Genomic DNA, 23,373 nt, shown 5'->3' on the forward strand with positions numbered 1-23,373 from the left:
GGTCGAACAGACCTGAAATCATCCGGCTCTAGGCAGTCAAGGTCAGGAGGCCCTGGCCTCCGGCATGCCGGTCAGACGCATATAGGCAGAAAGGTAGTCGCGCGCCATTCTTGTCGCCGAGAACCTTTTCTCGAAGACCGCCCTCACCTGCCGCCGGTCGAGTTCGAGAAGCGCGGGCATCGATGCGACCGCATCGTCGACATTGTCCACGACGAAGCCGGTGACGCCATTGTCGACGATCTCCGGCAGGGCGCCGTTGTTCCAGGCGATCACCGGTGTGCCGCAGGCCATGGCCTCGATCGCGACGAGGCCGAACGGTTCGGGCCAGTCGATCGGGAACAGCAGGCCTGCCGCGTTGCCCAGGAATTCGGCCTTCTCGTCTTCCGTGATCTCGCCGACATAGTCGATGCGGTCGCCATCGATGAGCGCCTCGATGTTGTCGTGGAAATAGGCGCGATCGTCGTCGCCGATCTTGGCCGCCAGCTTCAGCTTCAGCCCGGACCGACGCGCGATCTCGATGGCGCGGTCCGGCCGCTTGTCGCGCGACAGGCGGCCGAGGAAAGCGAGATACGGCTCTTCCCCATGTGGTTCATAGGTCGGCTGGTAGGCATCGAGCGGCAATCCGTGATGGATCGTGGCCAGCCAGTTCGCATCCGGCAAACCGCGCTTCTGGCTGTGCGAGATCGAGATCATCGGGAAACGCGGGAAGCGTCTGTAGGCCGGCGCCAGGTCGACATAGTCGAGCCGGCCATGCGGCGTCGTCACCGTGCGACCTGCGATCTGCTCGAAGAACGGAAAATGCAGGAAATGGCTGAGGTGGAAATGAATGACGTCGAATTCGCCGGCGCGTTCGCGCACATCGGCGAGCATCGCCAGATGCGCGGCGATTTCCGATTTCTTTGGCCGCGGGTCGAGGCGTATCGCCTGGTCGCGGCCTGGCACCAGTCGCGCCGATGTCTCGCTGTCACCGCTCGCGAACAACGTGACGTCATGCCCGAGCTCGACGAGTGCTTGGGTGATATAGAAGACGATCCGCTCCGTGCCGCCGTAAAGTTTCGGCGGCACGGATTCATAAAGCGGCGCTACATGGGCTATGCGCATCTGGTCCCTCAGCTGTTGACGCGAGGCAAAATGCGTCAGCCGCGAGATCGTTCCTGCCCAATTGGTCGCTGGTCCGGTCGATATCCGCTCGACCGGGCAAGACAGGCCCCGTACGGCTTTCAACCTCGCCGCTCTCTCCGGGCTCGATGCCGGGGCGGCAAGTAACTAAATCAACTTGATTTTCTAAAGCGGCATTCTAGGGTTGCCGTGGCTGGTAACTATCTCATGATCCCCAAGAAAGCCATCTCCGGCACCAATCTCGAGCAGGCGAAATCGCACAACCGGCGTGTGGTGATCGAAGCGATCCGCATCAACGGCGCGCTGTCGCGGGCGGCGATCGCGAGGCTGACGGCGCTGTCGTCGCAGACCATTTCCAACATCGTCGAGGAATTGGAAGCGGCCGGGCTGCTGCAGCCTGAAGCAACGCTGAAGGGCGCGCGCGGCCAACCCGCCGTCCCCTACTCGATCAACCCCGATGGCGGTTATTCGGTCGGCCTGCAGCTCGACCACCAGATGGCCGTCGGCGTCGTGACCGATCTCTCCGGCACCGTGCGTGCGCGCATCGAGAGAGATGTCGACCGACCGACTCCCACGCAGGCCATGCCGCTGCTAGCCGCGATCTCGAGCGACCTGATCGCAACGAGCCGGCTGAACCGCACGAGACTGCTCGGCATAGGGATGGCGATGCCCGGGCCGTTCGGCGTCGAAGGCATGACTTCGGTCGGCCCGACCGCCCTTCCCGGCTGGCAGGACTTTCCGGTGGCCGAAGAACTGGAGCGCCTGACCGGCATCGCCGTGATCGTCGAGAACGACGCCACAGCGGCGGCAGTAGGCGAGCGGCTTTATGGCGTTGCCCGCAAGCTCGACAGCTTCGTCTACCTCTTCATCGGAACAGGCCTCGGCGCCGGCCTCTTCCTCGACGGCCATCTCTACAAGGGCAGCCGCCATAATGCCGGCGAGATCGGCCACATTATCGTGCGGCCGGGCGGCCTGCCCTGCGACTGCGGCAAGCGCGGCTGCCTGGAGCGCTACGTCTCACTGCGCGCCGCTTATGACAGGCTCGACCTGCCGGACCCCGATCATGCCTCACCCGACCTGCTGGAAGAGCTTTTGGCAAGCGGCGACAGCCGCTTCGAAGCATGGCTCGCCGAGGCGGTCGAGCCATTGCGGCAGGCGATCGACGTCCTTGAAATGGCGCTCGATCCCGAGACCGTCGTGCTCGGCGGCTTCATGCCGCTGGCGGTGATCGAGGCACTGGCCGGCCGGCTGGAACCGCTCCATCTCTCGGTGAGCTCGACCAGCGCCCGTACCACGCCGCGCGTCGTGGTCGGCGCCGCGGGAAAGGACACATCCGTCCTCGGCGCCGCGGCCCTGCCGATCTTCTCGGAAACCAACCCGCAATTCGACGTGCTGCAGAAGCCGGTGGGCTGATACGCTGGCGTTGAGCCAGGTTCCTACGAGGAACCGGGTCCCGCAGCGGTCACCCGCCACACCGTGTTGCCGACATCGTCGGCGATCAGCAGCGCGCCGGATTTATCGACGGCAACACCGACCGGACGGCCCCTCGCCTCGCCCTTGTCGTTGAGGAAGCCGGTGACGACATCCTGCGCCATGCCGTTGGGATGCCCGCCGCTGAACGGCACGAAGACGACCTTGTAGCCGTTGAAGCGGGAGCGGTTCCAGCTGCCATGCTCGCCGACAAAGGCGCCGCCGCGATAGGATTGCGGCAGGTTGTTCGCGGTGTAGAAGGCAAGCCCAAGCGGCGCGACATGCGAGCTCAGCGCGTAGTCCGGCGGGATGGCCTTGGCCACCATGTCCGGCCGCTGCGGCATCACGCGCGGATCGACATGCTGGCCATAGTAGCTGTAGGGCCAGCCATAGAAGGCGCCGTCCTTCACCGAGGTCATGTAGTCCGGCACCAGGTTCGGCCCGAGCTCGTCGCGCTCGTTGACCACCGTCCAGAGCGCCTTGGTTTCAGGTTCGAACGTCAGGCCGTTGGGATTGCGCAGCCCGCTGGCGAAAATGCGCGAGCGGCCGGTGGCGCGGTCGACCTCCCAGATCGCAGCGCGGTCCTTCTCGGCCTGGATGCCGTTCTCGGTGATGTTGGAATTCGAGCCGACGCCGACATAGAGCAGCGAACCGTCCGGGCTCGCCACCAGGCTCTTCGTCCAGTGGTGATCGATCGGCCCGCCCGGCAATTCCGTCAGCACTTTGCCCGGCGCCGTGATCTTCGTGTCGCCCGGCTGATAGGGGTAGCGCATGATGGCATCGGTGTTGGCGACATAGAAGTCGTTGCCGACCAGCGCCACGCCGAAGGGCGCGTTGAGATGGTCGAGGAACACGCCCTGGTAATCCGGCTTGCCGTCGCCATTGGTGTCGCGCAAGAGCGTGATGCGGTTGCTCGGGCCGGTGTCGCCGCCGGAGGTGACCCAGCTTTCGACCAAACCCATGACGATGTCCTTCGGCCGCTTGACCGATGCTTCCTTCGGCGCCTTGGACTCCACCACCAGGATGTCGCCATTGGGCAACATGTAAAGCGAACGCGGATGCTGAAGCCCCTTCGCCATCGCCTCGATCTGCAGGCCTTGCGCGACCGTCGGCTTTTCATTGTTCTTCCAGCCGACCACCGAGGCCAGATGCATCGGCGGGAAAAGGTACTGGTTTATCTCCGGCAGTTTCGGATTCGGGCCGATCTGCGCGTTCGGGTCGGTGTTGTCGTCGCTGCAGCCGGCAACGCCCAGGGCCATTGCGCAGCAAAGCGCCGCGGTCGTCCATTTGATTGCGCTGTCAAGTCGCCTCATCGGCCACTCCTACATGATGGCGATAGACCAGAGCCCAGCCGAGCCAGCCGGTGAAGATCAGGATGATCACCACCAGCGCCGACAAGATCAGCCCGGTCGGCACCACGGATGTCCAGGCGTCGCGCGTGTGGACGAGCATGTTGAAGAAGGACAGCACGAGCACGGCGGCGTTACCCCCCATGTGCAGCCATGCAGTCGGCTGAGCGCGTATCCTGCGGTCTCCAAGAAAGTCGGTAAGCCCTGCAATGGCGGCCAAGATGGCGACAATGACACCCACGGTCAGGAGCCAGGCCGAGAAATTGGCCCAAGTCATTTCCGCAGTCCGCCAGTAGGCGATATCGGTGAGCAAGGTCCCGACGAAACAGGCGATCGGGATGGTGACAAGCATGGGGTGGATGGGATGGCCGGCAATGCTTGCCGTGGATTGCGGATTTTCCATGCGGAAGCTCCTTTCCGCGCTGCAGCTTTGATGTAACAGCGCAAAAAGGCGAATGTTCCGCCGGAATTTCTCGCGCTCACCGGAAGGTGAACGTCCGTTTGTCAGCCGAGGCTACTGCCGGCCAGGCTCTCGCGGCCTCGTCAACTCCGCGGGTGGACCTGCGGTATCGCCTCGTCGAGCGAGCGCTCGAACGCATCGACCAAGGCGTCGACCTGCGCCTCGGTGATGATCAGCGGCGGACAGAAGGCGATCGCGTCGCCCATATTGCGCGAGATGACGCCGTTCTGCTGTAAGAAGCCGTTGACCAGCGCGCCGAGCGCTGCCGGCTTGCCCCAAGGAGCCTTGGTTGCCTTGTCGGCGACGAGCTCGACGGCGGCGATGAGACCGACGCCGCGCACCTCGCCCACCAGCGGATGCGAGGCGAGTTGGCGCAGTCGCGCCTGCAGATGCGCGCCGACCTTGCGCGCATTGCCGACCAGGTCGCGCTCCTCGATCAGCTTGATGTTCTCCAGCGCCACGGCGGCTGCGACCGGATGACCGCCGCCGGTGAAGCCGTGGCCGAAGGTGCCGATGCGGTCGCTCTCGTCCGCGATCGGCTCGAACACACGATCGTTGATCAGCAGCGCCGAGATCGGCAGGTACGACGAGGAAATCTGCTTCGACAGCACCATGATGTCTGGCTTGATGCCGAAGGTGTGCGAACCGAACATCTCGCCGGTGCGGCCGAAGCCGCAGATAACCTCGTCGGCCACCAGCAGGACGCCGTATCTCGACAGCACCGCCTGGATCTTTTCCCAATAGCCGGCAGGCGGAACGACGACGCCGCCGGCGCCCATGATCGGCTCGCCGATGAAGGCCGCGATCGTTTCGGGTCCCTCGGCAAGGATGAGCTTTTCCAGCTCGTCGGCGAGCCGTGCGGAGAACTGCTCCTCGCTCTCGCCGGGCTCGGCGTCGCGCCAGTGATGCGGCGTCGAGGTGTGCAGGATGTTGGCGATCGGCAGGTCGAAGGAGAGATGGTTGTTGGGCAGGCCGGTCAGGCTCGCCGAGGCGATGGTGACGCCATGATAGCCGCGCTTGCGGCTGATGACCTTCTTGCGCGCCGGCTGCCCAAGCGCGTTCGATCGATACCAGATCATCTTGATCGCGGTGTCGTTGGCCTCCGAGCCGGAATTGGTGAAATAGGCCTTGCTCATCGGCGCCGGCGCCATCTGCACCAGCTTCTCCGCGAGATCGATCAGCGGCGAATGCGCCTTGGAGCCGAAGTCGTGATAAAAGGGCAGCTTCGACATCTGTCTTGTCGCCGCTTCGACCAGCCGCTTTTCCGAAAAGCCGACGGCGACGCTCCACAGGCCCGCCATCGCCTCGATGTAGCGGTTGCCGGCAATGTCCTCGACATAGATGCCGTCGCCCTTTTCGATGATCAGCGGACCGGTTTCCTGGTGCCTGCGAGCGTTGGTATAGCCATGCATGTGATAGCGGATGTCGCGGGCTTCAGGCGAATTCGGTGTGGCGTCCATCGTGGTGGCTCCTGTGTGCAGGCGTGCAAAAACGGAAATAGGACAGCTCCTCTGATCGAGAAGTCCGAAGATTCCGCCTTGCATTGTGGCGGTTGATGCCTCATCGCGCTGGCTGATCGCAAGAGCCGCGATGTCGGGATCGATAGCGCCAATACGCCTCGGCCTGTCTCGGCAATGGGCGCAGCAGGGATCAGGACATGGAACAGGTCGATTGCATCATCGCGGGCGCCGGCGTGATCGGTCTGGCGATTGCGCGCAAATTGGCGGCACTTGGCCTCGATACCCTGATCGTCGAAGCGGCAGACGCCATCGGCACCGAAACGAGCTCGCGCAATTCCGAAGTCATCCACGCCGGCATCTATTACCCGCAGGGTTCGCTGAAAGCCCGGCTCTGCGTAGCGGGGCGCGATATGCTCTATCGCTACTGCGCCGACCATTCGGTCCCTCATCGCCGCTGCGGCAAGCTGATTGTTGCGACCGACGAGACGCAGGAACCGGTGCTGGCCGCCATTCGCGCCAACGCCGACGCCTGCGGTGTCGATGACCTGCGCTTCCTGACCGCCCAGGAGGCGCAAGCGCTGGAGCCGGCGCTGCATTGCACCGCAGCACTACTCTCGCCCTCGACCGGCATTGTCGACAGCCACGGGCTGATGCTTGCCCTGCTCGGCGATGCCGAGGAGAGCGGCGCAATGCTCTCGCTCAACACCCGCATCGTTTCCGGCCGCGTCGAGGCCGGCCGCATCGTTCTGCGGACGATGGATTGCGCGAGCGGCGCAGAGTTCGAGATCGCCGCACCGCGTCTCATCAACGCGGCCGGTCTCGGCGCGGTCGCGCTTGCCGGCTCGATCGAAGGCTTCGGCCGGCAATTCCTGCCGGCGCTTCGCTACGCCAAGGGCAATTATTTCTCGATTGCCGGGCGGGCGCCGTTTTCACATCTGGTCTATCCCGTGCCCGAGCCTGGCGGCCTCGGCGTCCATCTGACCCTCGACCTTGCCGGCACTGCCCGTTTCGGACCCGACGTCGAGTGGACGGACACGATCGACTATCGCGTCGATCCGGCACGCGGCGAGCGCTTCTATGCCGAAATCCGCAAATACTGGCCCGATCTGGCCGACGACAGCCTGCAGGCAGCCTATAGCGGCATTCGGCCGAAACTGTCAGGCCCGGGCGACGCCAACGGCGACTTCGTGATCCAGGGTGCCGCGACGCATGGCATCGAGGGCCTGGTCAACCTGTTCGGCATCGAAAGTCCCGGCCTGACCTCCAGCCTGGCGATCGCCGACCACGTGGCGCGCGTCCTGATGCCGAAAATCACCCGAGGCGACGGGCATGCCACTTCAGATGATCGTCCATGAAGGTCGAGATGAAGTTGTAGGAATGGTCGTAGCCTTCCTGCATGCGCAGGGTGAGGTCGATGCCTGCCTTCTTGCAGGCCTCTTCGAGCAGCCATGGGCGCAGGCCATCCGGCAGGAAGCCGTCAGCGGTGCCCTGGTCAACGAGGAATTCCGGAAATCGCTTGCCGTCCTCGATCAGCAGTGTCGCATCATAGGCGCGCCAGTTCTTTTCGTCCGCTCCGAGATATTTTTCGAAGGCCGGCCGCGACCAGCCGGCCGTCGACGGCTGCACGATCGGTGCGAAGGCCGAGCAGCTCCGGTAGCGCTCGGGATTCTTGAGCGCGATCGTCAGCGCGCCGTGTCCGCCCATCGAATGGCCGAAGATGGCCTGGCGTGACATGTCGACCGGAAAATTGGCGGCAACGAGCGCCGGCAATTCCTCGGCGATATAGGAATACATGCGGTAGTTCTTCGCATAAGGCTCTTGCGTCGCATCGAGGTAGAAGCCGGCGCCGCAGCCGAACTGCCAATTGTCCTTTTCGTCCGGAACGTCGGGTCCGCGCGGGCTGGTGTCGGGGCACACGACGACCAGTCCGAGCTCGGACGCCAGACGCCGGTACTCGCCCTTGTCCATGACATTTGCGTGCGTGCAGGTAAGGCCGGACAGATACCACAGGACCGGGAGCCGCCCGTCCTTGGCCTGCGGCGGCACGAAGACCGCAAAGGTCATGTCGCAGGCACAGACTTCGGAAGCGTGCGAATAGACGCCCTGGATTCCGCCATGCGATTTGGAGATGGAAACGACCTTCATCGGTTCTGCCTTTCGTCAGCAAATCTCGATCTGGCATAACCGCCACCTGGGGGCTCGCGCAACCTTGCGCCTTGCATATCTGTTCCTCCGTTGCCGGAAACATCGGGAAAGACGCGCGTTGCACGTCCGATTATCTGAACGCCCTTTTGGCTTTCCTTGTTTGAGGTCGCCGCCAGCGGGAGTAATAGTCGCGTCGGAATTCATGAGGAGGAGACAATGACGCTGAACTTCGACCCGAGGGCGAAGGCCGCGACGCTCTACCATGGCGAATTCCGGCCGATGTTCATCGGCGGCAAGTGGGTCTCGGCGCAATCCGGCCAGCAGATGCAGGCGCTGAACCCGGCAACCGGCGAAGTGCTGGCGACGGTGCCGCGCGGCGGAGCCGCCGATATCGACGCTGCGGTGGCCGCGGCGCGAGCGGCCTTCGAGGGCCCATGGTCGAAATTCTCGCCTTACGAACGGCAATGCGTGCTTCTGCGGATCGCCGACCTCTTCGAGAAGCATTGGGAAGAGCTCAGCGTCTCCGACACGCTCGACATGGGGTTGCCGATCACCCGCACGCTGGCCAACCGGCGCCGGGTCATCGGCATGCTGCGCTTCTATGGCGGCATGGCGACCGCGCTGCATGGCGAGACGATCGACAATTCCATCCCCGGCGAGATCGTCACCTTCACCCGGCGCGAGCCAGTCGGCGTCGTCGGCGCGATCATTCCCTGGAATGCGCCCACCGCCGCCTCGATCTGGAAGATCGCGCCGGCTCTGGCTACCGGCTGCACCATCGTGCTGAAACCGTCCGAGGATGCCTCGCTGACGCCGCTCTTGATCGCGCGGCTGATGCAGGAGGCCGGCGTCCCCGACGGCGTCGTCAACATCGTCACCGGGACCGGCGCCGAGGCCGGCGCGCGGCTTGCAGAGCACCCGGACGTCAACAAGATCGTCTTCACCGGCTCGACGCTGACCGGCCAGGCGATCGCCCGCGCCGGCGTCGCCAACCTCAAGCGCGTCTCGCTGGAGCTCGGCGGCAAGTCGCCGATCATCGTCTGCCGCGACGCCGATATCGACAAGGCCGTGCCGGTCGCGGCGATGGCGGTGTTCGTGCATTCCGGTCAGATCTGCATCGCCGGCTCGCGCCTGTTCGTGGCGCGCGAGATCCATGACGAGTTCGTGCGCCGGGTCGCCGAGTTCGCCGGCAAGCTGCGCATCGGCCACGGCATCGAGGCGGAGACGGAAATCGGGCCGCTGATCAATGCAAGGCAGGCCGGCAAGGTGGAAGGCTACATCAAGGCGGGCAGCGACGAAGGTGCCCGGCTGGTCGCCGGCGGCTCAAGGCTGACGGGCGAGCTCTATGACGGCGGCAACTTCATCGCGCCGACCGTCTTCGGCGCGGTGTCGGACAAGATGACGATCGCGCGGGAAGAGATTTTCGGGCCGGTCATCTCGGCCATGCCCTTCGATACGCTGGATGAGGTTGTCGCGCGCGCCAACGCGACGCCTTACGGTTTGGCGGCTGGGATTTTCACCACCAGTCTCGGCGCCGCGCACAAGCTCGCACGTCGAGTCAAGGCCGGCTCGGTCTGGGTCAACATGTATCACGCCATCGACCCGGCGGTGCCGTTCGGCGGCATGAAGATGTCCGGTTACGGCCGCGAAGGCGGCGTCGAGCACCTGCACGAATATCTGGAGACGAAGGCGATTTGGATCCAGACCGACTGATATTCAGGTGCGACCGGCCTGCGACGCTCGGTTTCTCAGGCCTGCGGCGGCTCGCCGGCATAGGCGCGCGCGATAAGAGCCCGGATCGGTTCCCGCTCCAGCGCCCGCGGGTTCCAGTAGGGATTGGCCAGCGCGCGGTCCGTCGCGATGTCGATCCCGTCGGGCGGCATGCCTATCTCAGATAGAGCGCGCCTGGCGCCGATCCTGCCCGCAAAATCGTAGAGAGCCATGGCAGGATCGTCCGCCTTCAGCACGGCCCGCAGGGTTTCCATGACGGCCGGAACGGCGGGCGCGTTATAGGCCAGCGCATGCGGCAGCACGATCGCATGGGTCTCCGCATGCGGCAGGTCGAAACTGCCGCCGAGCGTGTGGCAGAGCTTGTGGTGCAGCGCCATGCCGACCGAGCCAAGGCAGATGCCGCAGAGCCAGACGCCGTAGAGCGCCTCGGAGCGCGCACCACGGTCATGCGGGCTCCCGGCGATGACCGGCAAGGCGCTCACCAACGCGCCGATGGCCTCAACGGCCATCAGGTTTATCAGCGGGTTGCTTTCCCTGGCATAGAGCGCCTCGACCGCATGGGCGATGGCGTTCATGCCGCTCGTTCCCGACAAGGAAGCAGGAAGCGTCATCGTCAGGTCGACGTCGTAGATGACCACTTCCGGCAGCACCTTCGGGCTCGATTGGGTGATTTTCACGCCATCCTTCGTCTCGCCGAGAATCGGCGTCATTTCCGAGCCGGCATAGGTCGTGGGTATCACGATCTGCGGCAGGTCGGTGCGCAAGGCGATCGCCTTGGCGAGGCCCGTCGTGGAGCCGCCGCCGACCGCAACCAGCCCGTCGGCCTGGAGTTCCTTCACGACCCGCAGCGCGTCCTCGGTCACCGACACCGGCGTATGCATCGTCGCCTTGGCATAGACGCCGGCCGCGGTGCCGCCCAGCGATCCGGCAAGACGCCGGACATCGGCCTCGCGCGGCGGCGTTGCCAGCACGAGCACGCGTTTCAGCCCCAGCCGGTCGATCTCCTCCGGCAATCTTGCGATGGTGCCAGATCCGAAGACGACGCGTGCCGGCTGGCCGTTATAGACGAAGCTTTTCATCGAGCCTCTCCTCCGTCAGCCGCGATTGTCAACACGCAGCAGGAAGGGATTGATGCCGACGCTTTGCCAGACATTGGCGGCATTGAACGGATCGGTCAATTAGTGTCCAATATGGACAGACGCCAGCCGGATGCCGTCGTGACGGCTTGCGACGAAGAGGCGCGCACCTACAGCGTGCACGGTCCGGGATTGTTCGCGGCCGGAAGCGGATATCGACCGATTGCGTCGTGCCGTCGGGAACAAGCGCAGCCGCGAGATCGCCGTGGTCTCAGGCGATCCGCTGCTCGAACTGTGCGATGTCCGCGCTCTTGCGCAGACCGGTCGCGACGACGGATACGCGGAACTTTCCCGCCAGTGCGTGGTCGAAGATGGCGCCGACGATGATGTCGGCATCGGCGTCGACTTCTTCCCTTATCCGTGTCGCGGCTTCATCGACCTCGAACAGCGTCATGTCCATGCCGCCGCAGATCGATACGAGCAGGCCCCTGGCGCCGGACATGGAGGCTTCATCGAGCAGCGGATTGGCGATCGCCGCCTCGGCCGCGATCTTGGCGCGCCCCTCCCCGGAGGCCTCGCCGGTTCCCATCATCGCCCGGCCCATGTCGCGCATCACCGACTTCACGTCGGCGAAATCGAGATTGATCAGGCCTTCCTTGACGATCAGGTCCGTGATGCAGCCGACACCCGCGTAGAGAACGCGGTCCGCCATGGCGAAGGCGTCGGCGAATGTGGTCCTGGCGTCGGCGACCCTGAAGAGGTTCTGATTCGGGATGACGATCACCGTGTCGGCGCTCTCGCGCAGCCGTTCTATGCCTTCCTCGGCCGCCTGGGTCCTGCGCTTGCCTTCGAACACGAAAGGCTTGGTGACCACGGCCACCGTCAAAATGCCGGCATCGCGCGCGGCACGCGCAATCACCGGCGCAGCACCGGTCCCCGTGCCGCCGCCCATGCCGGCGGTGATGAAGCACATATGCGTTCCCGCCAGGTGATCCATGATCTCGTCGATGGATTCCTCCGCGGCGGCACTGCCGACCTGGGGCAGCGATCCTGCGCCGAGGCCCTCGGTCACGTGCGCGCCCAGCTGGATCAGCCGCGACGACTTCGACATGGTGAGCGCCTGCGCGTCGGTGTTGGCGACGACGAACTCGACGCCCTGCAGCCCTTCGGCGATCATGTTGTTGACGGCGTTGCCGCCGGCGCCGCCGACCCCGACAACGGTGATCTTGGGTCTCATCTCCAGGATTTCCGGCTTGGCGGTCATTTTCTCATCTTTCTACCGAGGCGCCCGTGGCTCCGCCGCACGATCATGCGGAACCGGAGCAACGAGCACACGAATCAGGCGATCCCCACCAACCGTAGGGAATCAGAGCAGGCGCCTCCCTGCAAGGTCCGCTGACATTCTGCAAGCGCAAACGCCCCGGCCAGGAGCCGGAAAAGCGTCCAGACGCTCGGATGATCCGAGCCGGCGTCGCTGCAGAAAATTCTATTGCGTCACCGAAGTGGAGGTGCCCCAGGTGTCCGACAGCACGTAGCCTTGCGGATAGGGATCGGTCGGATCGAGGTAATAATTGTGCTCTCCTGTGATCCAGGCCCTGCCCGTTATCTGCGGCACGATCGCCTTGCGCCCCGCGACTTCGGTGAGTTCGAGGATCTTGCCGGTGAAGCGCGAGCCGATGATCGATTCATGGATCAGCACCTCGCCTTCATTCATCTGGCCCCGCGCCTGCAGCACAGCCATGCGGGCCGAGGTGCCGGTTCCCGTCGGGCTGCGGTCCGAGCGACCTGGCGAGACGATGCAGGTGTTGCGCGTGACGTTGCCCGGTCCTTGGAACGGCATGGCGAACTGCACGATGGACACGCCGCGCACATTGTCGAACTGCGGATGCACGACATCGAGCTGCTCGCGCGCCGCGCGGCGGACTTTCTCGCCGACGACGGCCAAGTCGCGCGCCTCGTCGGGCGTGACCGAGAAGCCGAGCGCCGGCGCATCGACAATCGCGTAGAACATGCCGCCATAGGCGATATCGGCCTTGATCGTGCCGAGCCCTTCCACCTCGATATCGGCGTCGAGGCGCTCGGCGAAGGCGGGAGCATTGCGCAGCGTGATCGACAGGCATTTGCCGTCGCTGCATTCGGCGCGCACCTCGATGACGCCTCCGGGCATATCGAGCTTGAAGCGCGTCACGGGTTCCTGCATCGGCACCATGCCGGTCTCGAGCAGCACCGTGGCCACGCAGATCGTGTTGGAGCCGGACATCGGCGGATATTCCGTCGGTTCCATGATAATGGCGCCTGCGGCGCAATCCTCGCGCGTCGATGGCAACAGCAGATTGACATGGCGGGCAACGCTGCCGCGCGGCTCACAGATCAGCATGCGCCTTATATGGTCGTGATCGCGTTCCATCGTGATCATCTTTTCCATCATCGTGCGACCTGCGGGCGGCAGCACGCCTCCCACGATAACGTCGCCGATCTCGCCCTCGGCGTGGCAGCCGACGACGCGGATGCTGGTTCTGGTGCGCATTGCTTTCTCCCCGTCCGCCGCGACTATCGGCCTGTTTCATGTTCCGGCGGATCGGCGCCGCAACCCCGGCCTGACGCGCGCGCTTGAGCCTGCCTGCCGATGGGCCCGAAGGATACCCATCGCCCCTTGGCGGCGCCATTATGTTTTTTGCCAGCGTAGTCGCCGGATCTCCGATCGGCACCTCGAGACCTCTGCCCTTTCGCCAGCGACAGATGCGGCTCGGCTCGTAGCATGGGTCTGCAGCGAGCCCTCGGCAGCGAAGGCCAGCCCGTCTGGAAGTCAAGCCAGTCCGAACCGCTCGACGGCGCGCATGATGCCGCGCAGTTCGGCGAGGCCCTTGAGCCGGCCGATCAGCGAATAGCCCGGATTGATCCTTGTCTTGCCGATGTCGTCGGCGAGCAGATGCCCATGGTCAGGCCGCATCGGAATGCGCCAGTCGGCGCGGCCTTCCCTGCGACGGCGCGCCTCCTCCTGCATCAGCGCGAGGATGACGTGCGCCATGTCGGTGCCGCCTTCGAGATGCTCGGCCTCGTGGAACGAGCCGTCATCCTCGATGGTGACGTTGCGCAAATGGACGAAATGGATGCGCTCGGCGAACTCCTTGACCATGGCGACGATGTCGTTGTCGGCGCGCGTGCCGTAGGAGCCGGTGCAGAAGGTCAGGCCATTGGCCGGGCTGTCGACGACTTTGAGGATGAAGCGCGCATCCTCGGCGGTCGAGACGATGCGCGGCAGGCCGTAGAGCGAGAATGGCGGATCGTCGGGGTGGATGCACATGCGCACCCCTGCCTCTTCGGCCGCCGGAATGATCTCGCGCAGGAACCAGGCGAGGTTGTCGCGCAACTCCTTCGGCCCGATTGCATCATAGTCAGCCAGGGCCTCGCGAAAGCTGTCGCGGTTGTAGGCGCGCTCGGTGGCGGGCAAGCCGGCGATGAGATTGCGCTCGATCCTGTCGATCTTCTCGTCGCCGAGCTCCTTCAGCCGCGCTTGCGCCTCGGCGATGCGCGCAGGCGTGTAGCCGGCTTCGGCATTCCGGCGCTTCAGCACGAACAGATCGTAAGCCGCGAAATCGATCGCATCGAAGCGCAGCGCGTAACCCGTCGTCGGCAAGCGGTAGGCCAGATCCGTCCGCGTCCAGTCGACGACCGGCATGAAATTGTAGCAGATCGTCGCGATGCCGGCCTTCGCCAGGGCGCGGATCGTGTCCTTGTAGAAACCGACATAGCGGAGCCGCTCCGGCGAACCGATCTTGATCGAGTTGTGGACCGGAATGCTCTCGACCACAGACCAGGTCAGCCCCGCCGCCTCGATGATGCGCTTGCGCTCGAGGATGTTTTCCACCGGCCAGACACGCCCGTCATAGATGTCGTGCAGGGCCGAGACCACGCCTGTCGCACCCGCCTGCTTGACATGATCGAGTGTTACCGGATCGTCCGGGCCATACCAGCGCCAGCACTGTTCCATTGCCGCTTTCCTCTGTGAGGTGCGCAACTTATTGTTGGACCACAATGCGAGTCAAATACGCGCGCGACAGGCTGGCTTGCGCCTATCCGATGAGCCGCCATCTCGATTTCGCCCTGCGCCTCCTGCCGGAAAAGCCGGCTTCCGAGACGTGACCAAAGGAGTTCAGCAATGAAGGATTTTGACGGCAAGGTCGCGCTGGTGACCGGAACGACCGGGATCGGTCTCGCAACCGCCAGGCGCCTGGCCGCGGGGGGCGCTACGATCGTCGCCTGCGGCATCGACCGTTCGGCCAATGCCGCGATGCGAGCGCAGTTGGAAAGCTCCGGGGCCGGCGCGCTGGTCGTGGACACCGACGTCTCCGTGCCGGACCGGGTCCGAGACGCCGTCGCGGCGGGCGTCGAGCGTTTCGGCGGCCTCGACGTGATCGTCAATTCGGCGGCGGTCCATCCCTATGGAACCGCGACGACGACCGACTGGGAAACCTGGAACAAGGCCATGACGGTCAATGTCGGCTCGATCTATCTGACCGCCCGTTTCGGCATTCCGGAAATGATCAAGCGCGGTGGCGGCGCGATCGTCAATGTCGCCTCGGTGCAGGGTTTCGCCTGCCAGCAAAACGTCGCCGCCTATGCCACCACCAAGGGCGCCATCCATACGCTGACGCGTTCGCTGGCGCTCGACTATGCGGCCGCAGGCATCCGGGTCAATTCGGTCAGCCCCGGCTCGATCCGCACGCCGATCCTCGAGAAGGCCGCGCGCGGCGACAACGGCAGCGATGCCGATGTCGAGGAAGCCTACAGGCGCTTCGGCGCGGCCCATCCCCTCGGCCGCATCGGCGAGCCCGAGGAAGTGGCGGAGCTGATCGCCTTTCTGTGCTCTTCCAAGGCCGGCTTCTGCACCGGCGCGGACTACAAGATAGACGGCGGCTTGACCGCCGGCATCGGTGTGAAATGACCATGAAGATCGGGCTTGGCTTTACCGGGAGTCGCTGACTCAATTTCCGATTTGCCCCGCCAGGGGATGAGCGCTGTGGATGCCTACAAGACCTTCGGCATCATGTGACGGGCTGCGGCCGACCTGCTCAGGTCCGCGGCCCGGCCCTCCTGTTCAGGATTTGTCGCTTGGAATCGAGAACGGCAAAACCGCAACAGTGGGTTTGTCCGGCGCCAGCGTTGTTGTTGCTGCACCCCGACTGTCGGATCAGGCCGCGAGCCGGCGCCGCCGGCCCGATGCCAACCGACTTCACCCGCTGGCTCCGGCCGGCGGTTTTTTAAATCATCAATTTGGCGGTCCGTCTGTTAGATGCCTGTGAGTCTCGAAAATGCGTAACTTTTCAGGATATCCCAGCCGCAGCGTCGTGTTGCATTGGGGGCATCTGAAAGTGGCAATGACCTTGAACCATGAGCCCTTCCGGATGATTGGATGCTGGCATCTTGGACAATCAAATCTGAGATATTCGTGATTTAAGCTCTCTGGGATCGGCAATCAAAACACCCCCGATTGATGCAGATCCCCCAATCTCAGGTGATGGTGGGCATCCACGAACTGGCAATGAAGAGACTATGCTCGCCAGCACCCACCAATGGACTTCTCTGGAAGATGTTTCGTGGCCGGGACCTATGAGTTGCCGGGTAAGACGTTGGTCTCACGCAGGGTCCGACTGACGGACAAGGCACAGCTGTTCGCGCAACAGCGCAGGCTCTCCCTCGTTGCCAAATCGCCTGCCGCACACGTTGCCAGATTGCGCATTCCTGGGCACCCAGTAGCTGCCCGTCGGCTTCGGTCACGGGCTCTTTGTTACGCCGAATTTTAATCACGGGAAGCATTGCCTCTCCTGATGGTGCAGCACTCCCAGCAGTAGAGGAGCTGCCCGACGTCCTTCGTTCAAAGGGCGTAACCATTAGCCAGAGTTGATATAGAGGCCGCCAGCCGACTTTTTTAAAGTCGGTTAGGCCCGGCGGTTCATCCCGATCCACCCCAAAACGGCGGACTGTCGGGCCGCTCTGGTCGGCAGCGTCCTAAGAGCGGATATGACGCGGGAGTGTTGTCGAACAGCCCACCTTTTCGGCATATCCAGCTTACCGGACCGCGGCCCGGCCTTTGACAGGAATAGAACCAAATGAATTTGACGGTGTTTGGGATTGGCTATGTCGGTCTCGTCCAGGCCGCTGTGCTGGCCGAGGTCGGCCATGAGGTGGTGTGCGTCGATATCGACGAGAAGAAGGTGGAGCGGCTCAACCAGGGCTTGGTGCCGATTTTCGAACCGGGCCTGGAGGCCCTCGTCAGGGAAAACCACGCGGCCGGCCGCATCCGCTTCACCACCGACGCGGCAGCGGCGGTCAGGCATGGCCAGATCCAGATGATCGCGGTCGGCACGCCGCCCGGCGAGGATGGCTCGGCCGATCTGAAATATGTGCTGGCCGTCGCCGAGACCATCGGCCGTGAGATGGACAGCGTCAAGATCGTCGTCGGCAAGTCGACCGTGCCGGTCGGCACTTGCGAGAAGGTGAAGGCCAGGATCGCCGAAACGCTGAAGAAGCGCGGCCGCGAGGATCTCGCCTTCGACGTCGCCTCGAACCCCGAATTCCTCAAGGAAGGCTCGGCGGTCGCCGATTGCATGAAGCCGGACCGCATCATCGTCGGCACCTCCAGCGAGGACACCGAGATGGTGATGCGCGAGCTCTACGCGCCGTTCAACCGCAACCACGAGAAGATGATCGTGATGGACGTGCGCAGCGCCGAATTCACCAAATATGCCGCCAACTGCATGCTGGCGACCAAGATCAGCTTCATGAACGAGATGGCCAATCTCGCCGAGCAGCTGGGCGCCGACATCGAGGAGGTGCGCAAGGGCATCGGCTCGGATCCGCGCATCGGCTACCACTTCATCTATCCCGGCCTCGGCTATGGCGGCTCGTGCTTCCCGAAGGACGTGCGCGCGCTGATCAAGACCGCCGAGGGCGTCAAGTTCGACGCCAAATTGCTGCGCGCCGTCGAGGAGCGCAACAATGCGCAGAAGTCGGTCCTGTTCGACAAGGTCAACCACTATTTCAAGGGCGCGCTCAGGGACAAGACCTTCGCCGTCTGGGGGCTGGCCTTCAAGCCCAACACCGACGACATGCGCGAGGCGCCGGCGCGCACGCTGATGGAAGCGTTGTGGGCGGCCGGCGCCAAGGTGCAGGCCTACGATCCCGAGGCGATGCAGGAGTGCCAGGCGATCTACGGCCTGCGCGAGGATCTGCTTTTGTGCGGCACCAAGGAGGCGGCGCTGCGCGGCGCCGACGCGCTTTTGATCTGCACCGAATGGAAGAGCTTCCGCGCGCCGTCCTTCGACGCGCTCAAGGACGCGCTGACCACGCCGGTCATCTTCGACGGCCGCAATCTCTACGATCCCAAGGTGATCGCGCGCTACGGCATCGAATACTTCTCGATCGGCAGGATGGCGGCATGAGGGCGCCAAATAGACATCTTACTTCAACATATCCGACAGGGCAGCTGTAGTTCCTATCATTGTGGCCGGAGCGCTTCTTCGGTTGCGCAGCCCGCGTTCTGCTCTCAATCCGGCACGGGATCCCTATTTCCAAGCGCCTCGAGCATCGTTGAGAAGATGCTGCCGACCTCCTCCGAAATCTCTTCTGATCGAATTCCAGCGTTTTTTGCGTCGCTGGTTAATCGCCTTGCAAGCTCTTGCGCTAAGATTGTGTCAGATGATGAATGATGCGGCAGATTGCTATCCATCCACTCCTGTAGGAATTTCAGGCCTCGTTCACTCACTGTAAAACCATTCCAGGGTTGTATCCATGACTAAGCGCAATCAAGCTTGACCAGTTTATCCACGCTATAATTTGTCACCGCGGGGATCGTTCCCTATTCAAACTCGCATATGGCTCATATTGTCCGCGCATGGAAAGACGGCACGCCATCCGACGGGGAATGGACAGGCTTTGGGAAGTCTACGACGTAGGCGACCAAAAAGTTTTGCTCGTTGACGGAATTCCTTTGGCGCATTTGCGGGTCGAAGAAGCGCTGGACGCTCTGGACCTGCTAGAAGGCGGCTTCCTCGTTCCAAGTGACAGTCCCCTGGTAGGGTGAAGTGATTGTCGACAGCCGTTTCTTCCACAAATATCTCCGCGCCAGCTTGCACACCTGCCACCCCGAGAGCACGCACGGGGTAGCAGATGCCGTCGTTCGCAAATTCAGATACCCACATGGTTCGTTCGCATGTTTCACCCACAATTGGTCCGAACGGATATGTTCGTTCTGGCGAGATTGCGAAAACCTTGCTGGCTAGGCCCAGCGGCTAGCCGCTGCCACCAGCTGCTCCAGACGCCGTGTTCCCCAAACCGTTGCGACTCTCCTCTCGAACATAGCTCAACTAAACGCCTGGCTAGGTGAACCTCTTCACATGCGGATGATCGGGTCCGCTGCCGGCGGAACTCGCTAAGTGCCGTCGATGCAAAACCGGTCGTATAGCCGGTCATATAGACTGCGGTATTTCCAAAAGACCGTCCGAAGGACAGCAACCGAGTTGATCGCGCGTTGCGCGCTGTAACTATCTTCAAAACTTTTTTCAGTGGATATCGTGTACCGAACCGCTGAGCGCGACGTGCCTTTTGGCAACATAGACCGTGGCGCTAGACGAGCCATTCAGAATGCAAATCTGCCCCGCCCCGCGCCGCGGCATCAGCTCTCCATGTCGTACGGCTGTTCTTTAAGTCTGACGGCCCGTCGTCACGAGGCGGGCGCGAAATTTTTCGATGTACACCTCTAGCGTCGCCAGCATCATCAGAATGATCGATGAAATGGTTTGTGCAGGCGGCGATAACTGACGCTATCCATAGCGTGAGCCCGTCATGTCACCAGCCTACTCAGGATCGGAACTCGCGATTGAATATCCGCGGACGGATTCTCAATCGGCGGCATATAACAAATGGACGAACGTCCCGGAATACGCTCTCGACCAAGGCGGCCCTGTCTTGCGCCCCTATCAGCGGATGGACGCTGATTATGCCGATGTCGCCATTGTCGATCATTTGAAAAATGTGGCCAGTCAGTATCCCGAAAAGCTGGCGATTACCGACGCAACCAACCGCTTCACTTATTCGGAACTCGTCTCGGCTGTCGAAGCGCTGGCTAGCCGCATCCTCGCCATCACTCCCGCCGGCAACGCCGTCGGTATTCTTCTTGCGAATACGGCCTTCTTTCCGTTGGCGATGCTGGCGAGCATGGCCGCAGGGCGGCCTTTGGTACCTCTGAACACGAGGGATCCGGACACCAGGATCAATGCGATCGTGTCCGAGGCGCGGTTATCGACCATCATAGGGGATGGAGATGTCCGACCCACGGGCCTGCCGCGAGCTGTCGGCTGGATAAATGTCTCGCCCCGCGGCGAACCGAAGAGCGATCGCGTTCCCCAGCTCCATCCGGTATCCGTCGATGCCCCCGCGATCGTCCTTTACACTTCGGGCAGTACAGGTCGGCCAAAAGGCATCGTCAACAGTCAACGCAGCCTGCTATGGCGTGTTCAGCAATATGTAAACGCCTGCCACATCAACGCGCAGGATGTATTCCTGCCTCTCACGGGACCGGCCACCATCGCCGGGTGTCGAGAGGTGCTGGCCGCCCTTCTTACCGGCGCCACATTGCATCTTCTTGAGGTCGAAGCCGTAGGCTTGCGCGCGGTTTTACACCGGATGCAAGCCGAGGGAGTGACTGTCACTTACCTGGTGCCGGCTCTCCTGCGTGCGCTTATGGCGAACAAATCAGAAGACGCATTCCGCAGTCTCAGGGTGGCTCGGATCGGCGGCGAAAAGGTTTCACGGTCTGACATCAAGCTGCTACGCGACGCCGTTTCAAGCAACTGCCTGGTGCAGATCGGCTACTCGTCAACCGAGACGACAGGATCACAATGGTTTGTACCGACCGATTGGCCGGAGCAGGCTGCCTCGGTTCCCGTTGGATGGCTTCTTCCAGGGATTAGTTTTGCGATCATCGACGAGCAAGGACGCCCGGTGCCGCCCGGCGGGACTGGAGAGCTTGTCATAAAAAGTCCGTATGTCTTGCTTGGCCATTGGGAGAACGGCGTCGTCGTGCCCGTGGCTGCAGACCCCGAAAACCCGTCCGTCCGCATCTTTGAAACGGGTGACCTCGTTCAACTGGACAACCATGGCCTGCTACAGATCATCGGTCGCAAGGGACGTCAGATAAAAATCAATGGCCGACGCGTTGAACCCGCGGAACTGGAGCGGGTTTTGCGTGGCGCGCCTTCCGTCGAGGACGCTGTAGCGATTGTGACGGCGTCAACGGAACTCATCGCCTTTGCCGTACCTCGCGGGCCGGCCACTTCCAACTTCGCGGACGATCTCCGCCATCTTGCCCGGACGACGCTGCCGCCGCCTCTATGCCCATTGAGACTGCACGCCATTGCCGAAATTCCACGCCTGCCGGGCGGGAAGGTCGACATGGCGAGGCTCGCCGAATTGGACGGCGCAAGCGTGAGGCAGGACCGCATTGTCCAGGCTCCGAATACAGGACCCGAACGGACTATCCAGCAGATCGTGCAACGTGCCTGGACCAAGATTCTGAACACGCGCGTTGCCGCGGGACGTTGGGATGACGCCGGCGGCGATTCGCTGAAGCTGCTGCATTGTGTCATGGAGATCGAAAGCGTCCTCGGCCTGGAGATCGACCTTGAACCTTTCACCGTCGGAATGAATTTCGACGAAATGGTGAAAGCCGTCGCGGCCGCGAAAGCAGGTAACGAGCAGGCCAGCTCGCGCAAAGAGCATCCGCCAATTCTCTTCCTGCTCCCGGGGTCTGTCGGCTATGGCCCTAGCCTTGCCGCCTTCGCGGCCTCCATGGGTAGAACCGCCCGGGTTATCCCGATCAGGTATCCAGCCCTGGCAATGATACTGCAGGGAAAAAACTCGGTCGCAGATATGGCCGAGGCCGCGCTCGACCAGATACGCCGCGCCCAGCCTGAAGGTAACGTACGACTTCTCGGCCATTCGCTTGGCGGCGTCGTTGCTTTTGAAGTTGCTTCAAGACTGCTGGCTGTCGGGCGAAATGTGAAATTTCTGGGCATCCTCGACACAAGCCTGCTCGGTGAACGGAGCACTTACCGAGAGACGGTCGTCCGCACAATTCATCGAATCCGAACCAATCGGATTACCGCCTACAGAATGGCTTGCCGCGCCCTTGCAAAAGTCGTGGTCCGAATGGGCTACGAGATGCAACTGGCCCGCTTGCTTGATCGCTATGCCCAGGAGAAATTCAACGCGACCAGCTTTAGGGCCAAGCTGGAGCTTCAGGAAGTTTTGAGGGCAAAGGCGTTTTTTCAGTGGCTCCAGACGCCAAGACCCCGACTGCCGATCACCGGTACCCTATTTCGCTGCGCCCGTCCTGGAATGCCTCGCGCCATCGGGTGGGACAATGCTTTCGCAGACCTGGATGTGATCCCAATCATCGGCACCCACATCGACATGGTCTCAGAGCCTAACGTGGCCTCCAACCGCCCGCTCATCGAGGCGGCCGTGGCCCGAACTTATCTGCCGGAAGAATCTCGCCAGGGGGAGGAACGGTCATCGACGTGATCTCGGGGTTTGGCAAGGATGCCCTGGTGCTCGACGCTCGTGCCGAGGTCGATCGCATCGTAGAAGCCTTGCGCCGACAAGTCTTTGGTACACTCCGGCGCCGAGGCGTCGTTGTCGGCCTCTCCGGGGGCATCGACAGCTCCGTTGTCGCGGCGCTCTGCGTCGGCGCGTTGGGGAAAGATAAGGTCCTCGGCCTGTTCATGCCGGAATCCCATTCTTCCGGCGACTCGCTGCGGCTTGGCCGAACGGTTGCATCGCAACTTGGTATCGACTCGATCGTTGAAGACATCACGCCTGCCCTGGAGGGCATCGGTGCCTATTCACGTCAGATCGAGGCGATCCGGACCGTCGTTCCCGCCTACGGTCAAGGCTGGAAGTGCAAGCTGGTGATGGCGTCGGTTCTGGAAAGCAACGGCATCAACATTACCAGGCTGACGGTCGAGGATCCGGATGGCCAAGTCGACACGGTCAGACTGCCACCCGCAACCTATCTGCAGATCGTCGCCGCCACCAACTACAAGCAACGCGTGCGAAAGATGACGGAGTATTACCATGCGGACCGTCTCAACTACGCGGTGGCAGGTACGCCAAACCGGCTGGAGCACGACCAAGGCTTTTTCGTCAAACAGGGCGATGGAATCGCCGACGTGCTGCCGATCGTCCACCTCTACAAGACGCAAGTCTATCAACTAGCGGAGTATCTCGGGATAGACCCCGAGGTGCGGCGCAGGCCACCAACCACGGATACGTTCTCCATGGCGCAGAGCCAGGAGGAGTTCTATTTCGCATTGCCATATCACCTGACGGATTTGTGTCTCTATGGCCTGAACCACGGCATTTCTGCCAACGAGATCGCAGCGGTCGCCGGCCTCACTCCCGACCAGGTTCAGAAAGTCTTCAAGGACATTGAAAGCAAGCGGCGCGCAGCGCGTTATCTTCACGCGAGACCCCTGCCCGCCGTCGAGATGGACGAGGGCTGA

General features: G+C 62.9%; 17 protein-coding genes. 7 read left to right on the plus strand and 10 right to left on the minus strand.

Annotation, left to right across the window (positions count from 1 at the left end; genetic code table 11):
* Positions 1-42: 42 nt before the first annotated feature.
* Positions 43-1,101 carry a glycosyltransferase family 4 protein gene (locus FJ425_RS26930; RefSeq protein WP_140727245.1) on the minus strand — a complete coding sequence of 353 codons (1,059 nt, stop codon included), beginning with the start codon at positions 1,099-1,101 and terminating at the stop codon, positions 43-45.
* 225 nt (positions 1,102-1,326) lie between these two features.
* Between FJ425_RS26930 and FJ425_RS26935 the strand changes: the two genes are divergently transcribed.
* Positions 1,327-2,532, plus strand: coding sequence for an ROK family transcriptional regulator (locus FJ425_RS26935; RefSeq protein ID WP_140727247.1), 1,206 nt, complete (start codon positions 1,327-1,329; stop codon positions 2,530-2,532).
* Between the two features lie 23 nt (positions 2,533-2,555).
* Here FJ425_RS26935 and FJ425_RS26940 read toward each other — a convergent pair whose 3' ends face one another.
* From FJ425_RS26940 to FJ425_RS26950, 3 genes are all read right to left on the minus strand, one after another.
* The gene (locus FJ425_RS26940) at positions 2,556-3,848 is read right to left on the minus strand and encodes a sorbosone dehydrogenase family protein (protein ID WP_246678033.1); all 1,293 of its coding nucleotides are present in this window, start codon (positions 3,846-3,848) and stop codon (positions 2,556-2,558) included.
* A gap of 40 nt (positions 3,849-3,888) precedes the next feature.
* Positions 3,889-4,341 (minus strand): DUF2231 domain-containing protein, encoded by a 453-nt coding sequence (locus FJ425_RS26945; RefSeq protein WP_140630578.1) that lies wholly within the window; start codon positions 4,339-4,341, stop codon positions 3,889-3,891.
* A gap of 140 nt (positions 4,342-4,481) precedes the next feature.
* Positions 4,482-5,858: an aspartate aminotransferase family protein gene (locus FJ425_RS26950; RefSeq protein ID WP_140727253.1), complete on the minus strand. Its 1,377-nt coding sequence runs from the start codon at positions 5,856-5,858 to the stop codon at positions 4,482-4,484.
* A 197-nt stretch (positions 5,859-6,055) separates the two neighbouring features.
* Here FJ425_RS26950 and FJ425_RS26955 point away from each other — a divergent pair, with 197 nt between their 5' ends.
* On the plus strand, positions 6,056-7,213 hold the full coding sequence (locus FJ425_RS26955) for an NAD(P)/FAD-dependent oxidoreductase (RefSeq protein WP_140727256.1): 1,158 nt from the start codon (positions 6,056-6,058) through the stop codon (positions 7,211-7,213).
* On the opposite strand, the gene fghA is transcribed toward FJ425_RS26955, so the two are convergent.
* Positions 7,170-8,003: an S-formylglutathione hydrolase gene (fghA, locus tag FJ425_RS26960; protein ID WP_140727259.1), complete on the minus strand. Its 834-nt coding sequence runs from the start codon at positions 8,001-8,003 to the stop codon at positions 7,170-7,172. The genes FJ425_RS26955 and fghA overlap by 44 nt on opposite strands.
* A gap of 216 nt (positions 8,004-8,219) precedes the next feature.
* Between fghA and FJ425_RS26965 the strand changes: the two genes are divergently transcribed.
* Entirely contained in the window at positions 8,220-9,716 is a 1,497-nt protein-coding gene (locus FJ425_RS26965) for an aldehyde dehydrogenase family protein (RefSeq protein ID WP_140727261.1), read from the plus strand.
* 35 nt (positions 9,717-9,751) lie between these two features.
* Here the strand turns inward: FJ425_RS26965 and FJ425_RS26970 are convergent, their stop codons facing one another.
* From FJ425_RS26970 to uxuA, 4 genes are all read right to left on the minus strand, one after another.
* Positions 9,752-10,813, minus strand: a complete 1,062-nt coding sequence (locus FJ425_RS26970) for a maleylacetate reductase (protein ID WP_140630563.1) — start codon at positions 10,811-10,813, stop codon at positions 9,752-9,754.
* 268 nt (positions 10,814-11,081) lie between these two features.
* Entirely contained in the window at positions 11,082-12,074 is a 993-nt protein-coding gene (gene ftsZ / locus FJ425_RS26975) for a cell division protein FtsZ (protein ID WP_095769817.1), read from the minus strand.
* A gap of 222 nt (positions 12,075-12,296) precedes the next feature.
* On the minus strand, positions 12,297-13,337 hold the full coding sequence (locus FJ425_RS26980; protein ID WP_140630561.1) for a proline racemase family protein: 1,041 nt from the start codon (positions 13,335-13,337) through the stop codon (positions 12,297-12,299).
* A gap of 279 nt (positions 13,338-13,616) precedes the next feature.
* Complete coding sequence (uxuA, locus tag FJ425_RS26985; RefSeq protein ID WP_140727263.1) at positions 13,617-14,801, minus strand: mannonate dehydratase; 1,185 nt, start codon at positions 14,799-14,801, stop codon at positions 13,617-13,619.
* A 168-nt stretch (positions 14,802-14,969) separates the two neighbouring features.
* On the opposite strand from uxuA, the gene FJ425_RS26995 reads away from it, so the two are divergent.
* Both FJ425_RS26995 and FJ425_RS27000 read left to right on the plus strand, forming a co-directional pair.
* On the plus strand, positions 14,970-15,755 hold the full coding sequence (locus tag FJ425_RS26995; protein WP_140727265.1) for a glucose 1-dehydrogenase: 786 nt from the start codon (positions 14,970-14,972) through the stop codon (positions 15,753-15,755).
* A 1,165-nt stretch (positions 15,756-16,920) separates the two neighbouring features.
* The gene (locus FJ425_RS27000; RefSeq protein ID WP_140727267.1) at positions 16,921-18,252 is read left to right on the plus strand and encodes a UDP-glucose/GDP-mannose dehydrogenase family protein; all 1,332 of its coding nucleotides are present in this window, start codon (positions 16,921-16,923) and stop codon (positions 18,250-18,252) included.
* A 104-nt stretch (positions 18,253-18,356) separates the two neighbouring features.
* Here FJ425_RS27000 and FJ425_RS27005 read toward each other — a convergent pair whose 3' ends face one another.
* Positions 18,357-18,539 (minus strand): DUF768 domain-containing protein, encoded by a 183-nt coding sequence (locus FJ425_RS27005; protein ID WP_140545337.1) that lies wholly within the window; start codon positions 18,537-18,539, stop codon positions 18,357-18,359.
* A 1,115-nt stretch (positions 18,540-19,654) separates the two neighbouring features.
* Here FJ425_RS27005 and FJ425_RS27015 point away from each other — a divergent pair.
* Positions 19,655-22,393, plus strand: coding sequence for an AMP-binding protein (locus FJ425_RS27015; protein WP_181176067.1), 2,739 nt, complete (start codon positions 19,655-19,657; stop codon positions 22,391-22,393).
* Positions 22,390-23,373 carry an NAD(+) synthase gene (gene nadE / locus FJ425_RS27020; protein ID WP_181176069.1) on the plus strand — a complete coding sequence of 328 codons (984 nt, stop codon included), beginning with the start codon at positions 22,390-22,392 and terminating at the stop codon, positions 23,371-23,373. Before FJ425_RS27015 ends, nadE begins: the two co-directional genes overlap by 4 nt.

Source organism: Mesorhizobium sp. B2-7-2, assembly GCF_006440775.1.
Classification (GTDB): Bacteria; Pseudomonadota; Alphaproteobacteria; order Rhizobiales; family Rhizobiaceae; genus Mesorhizobium.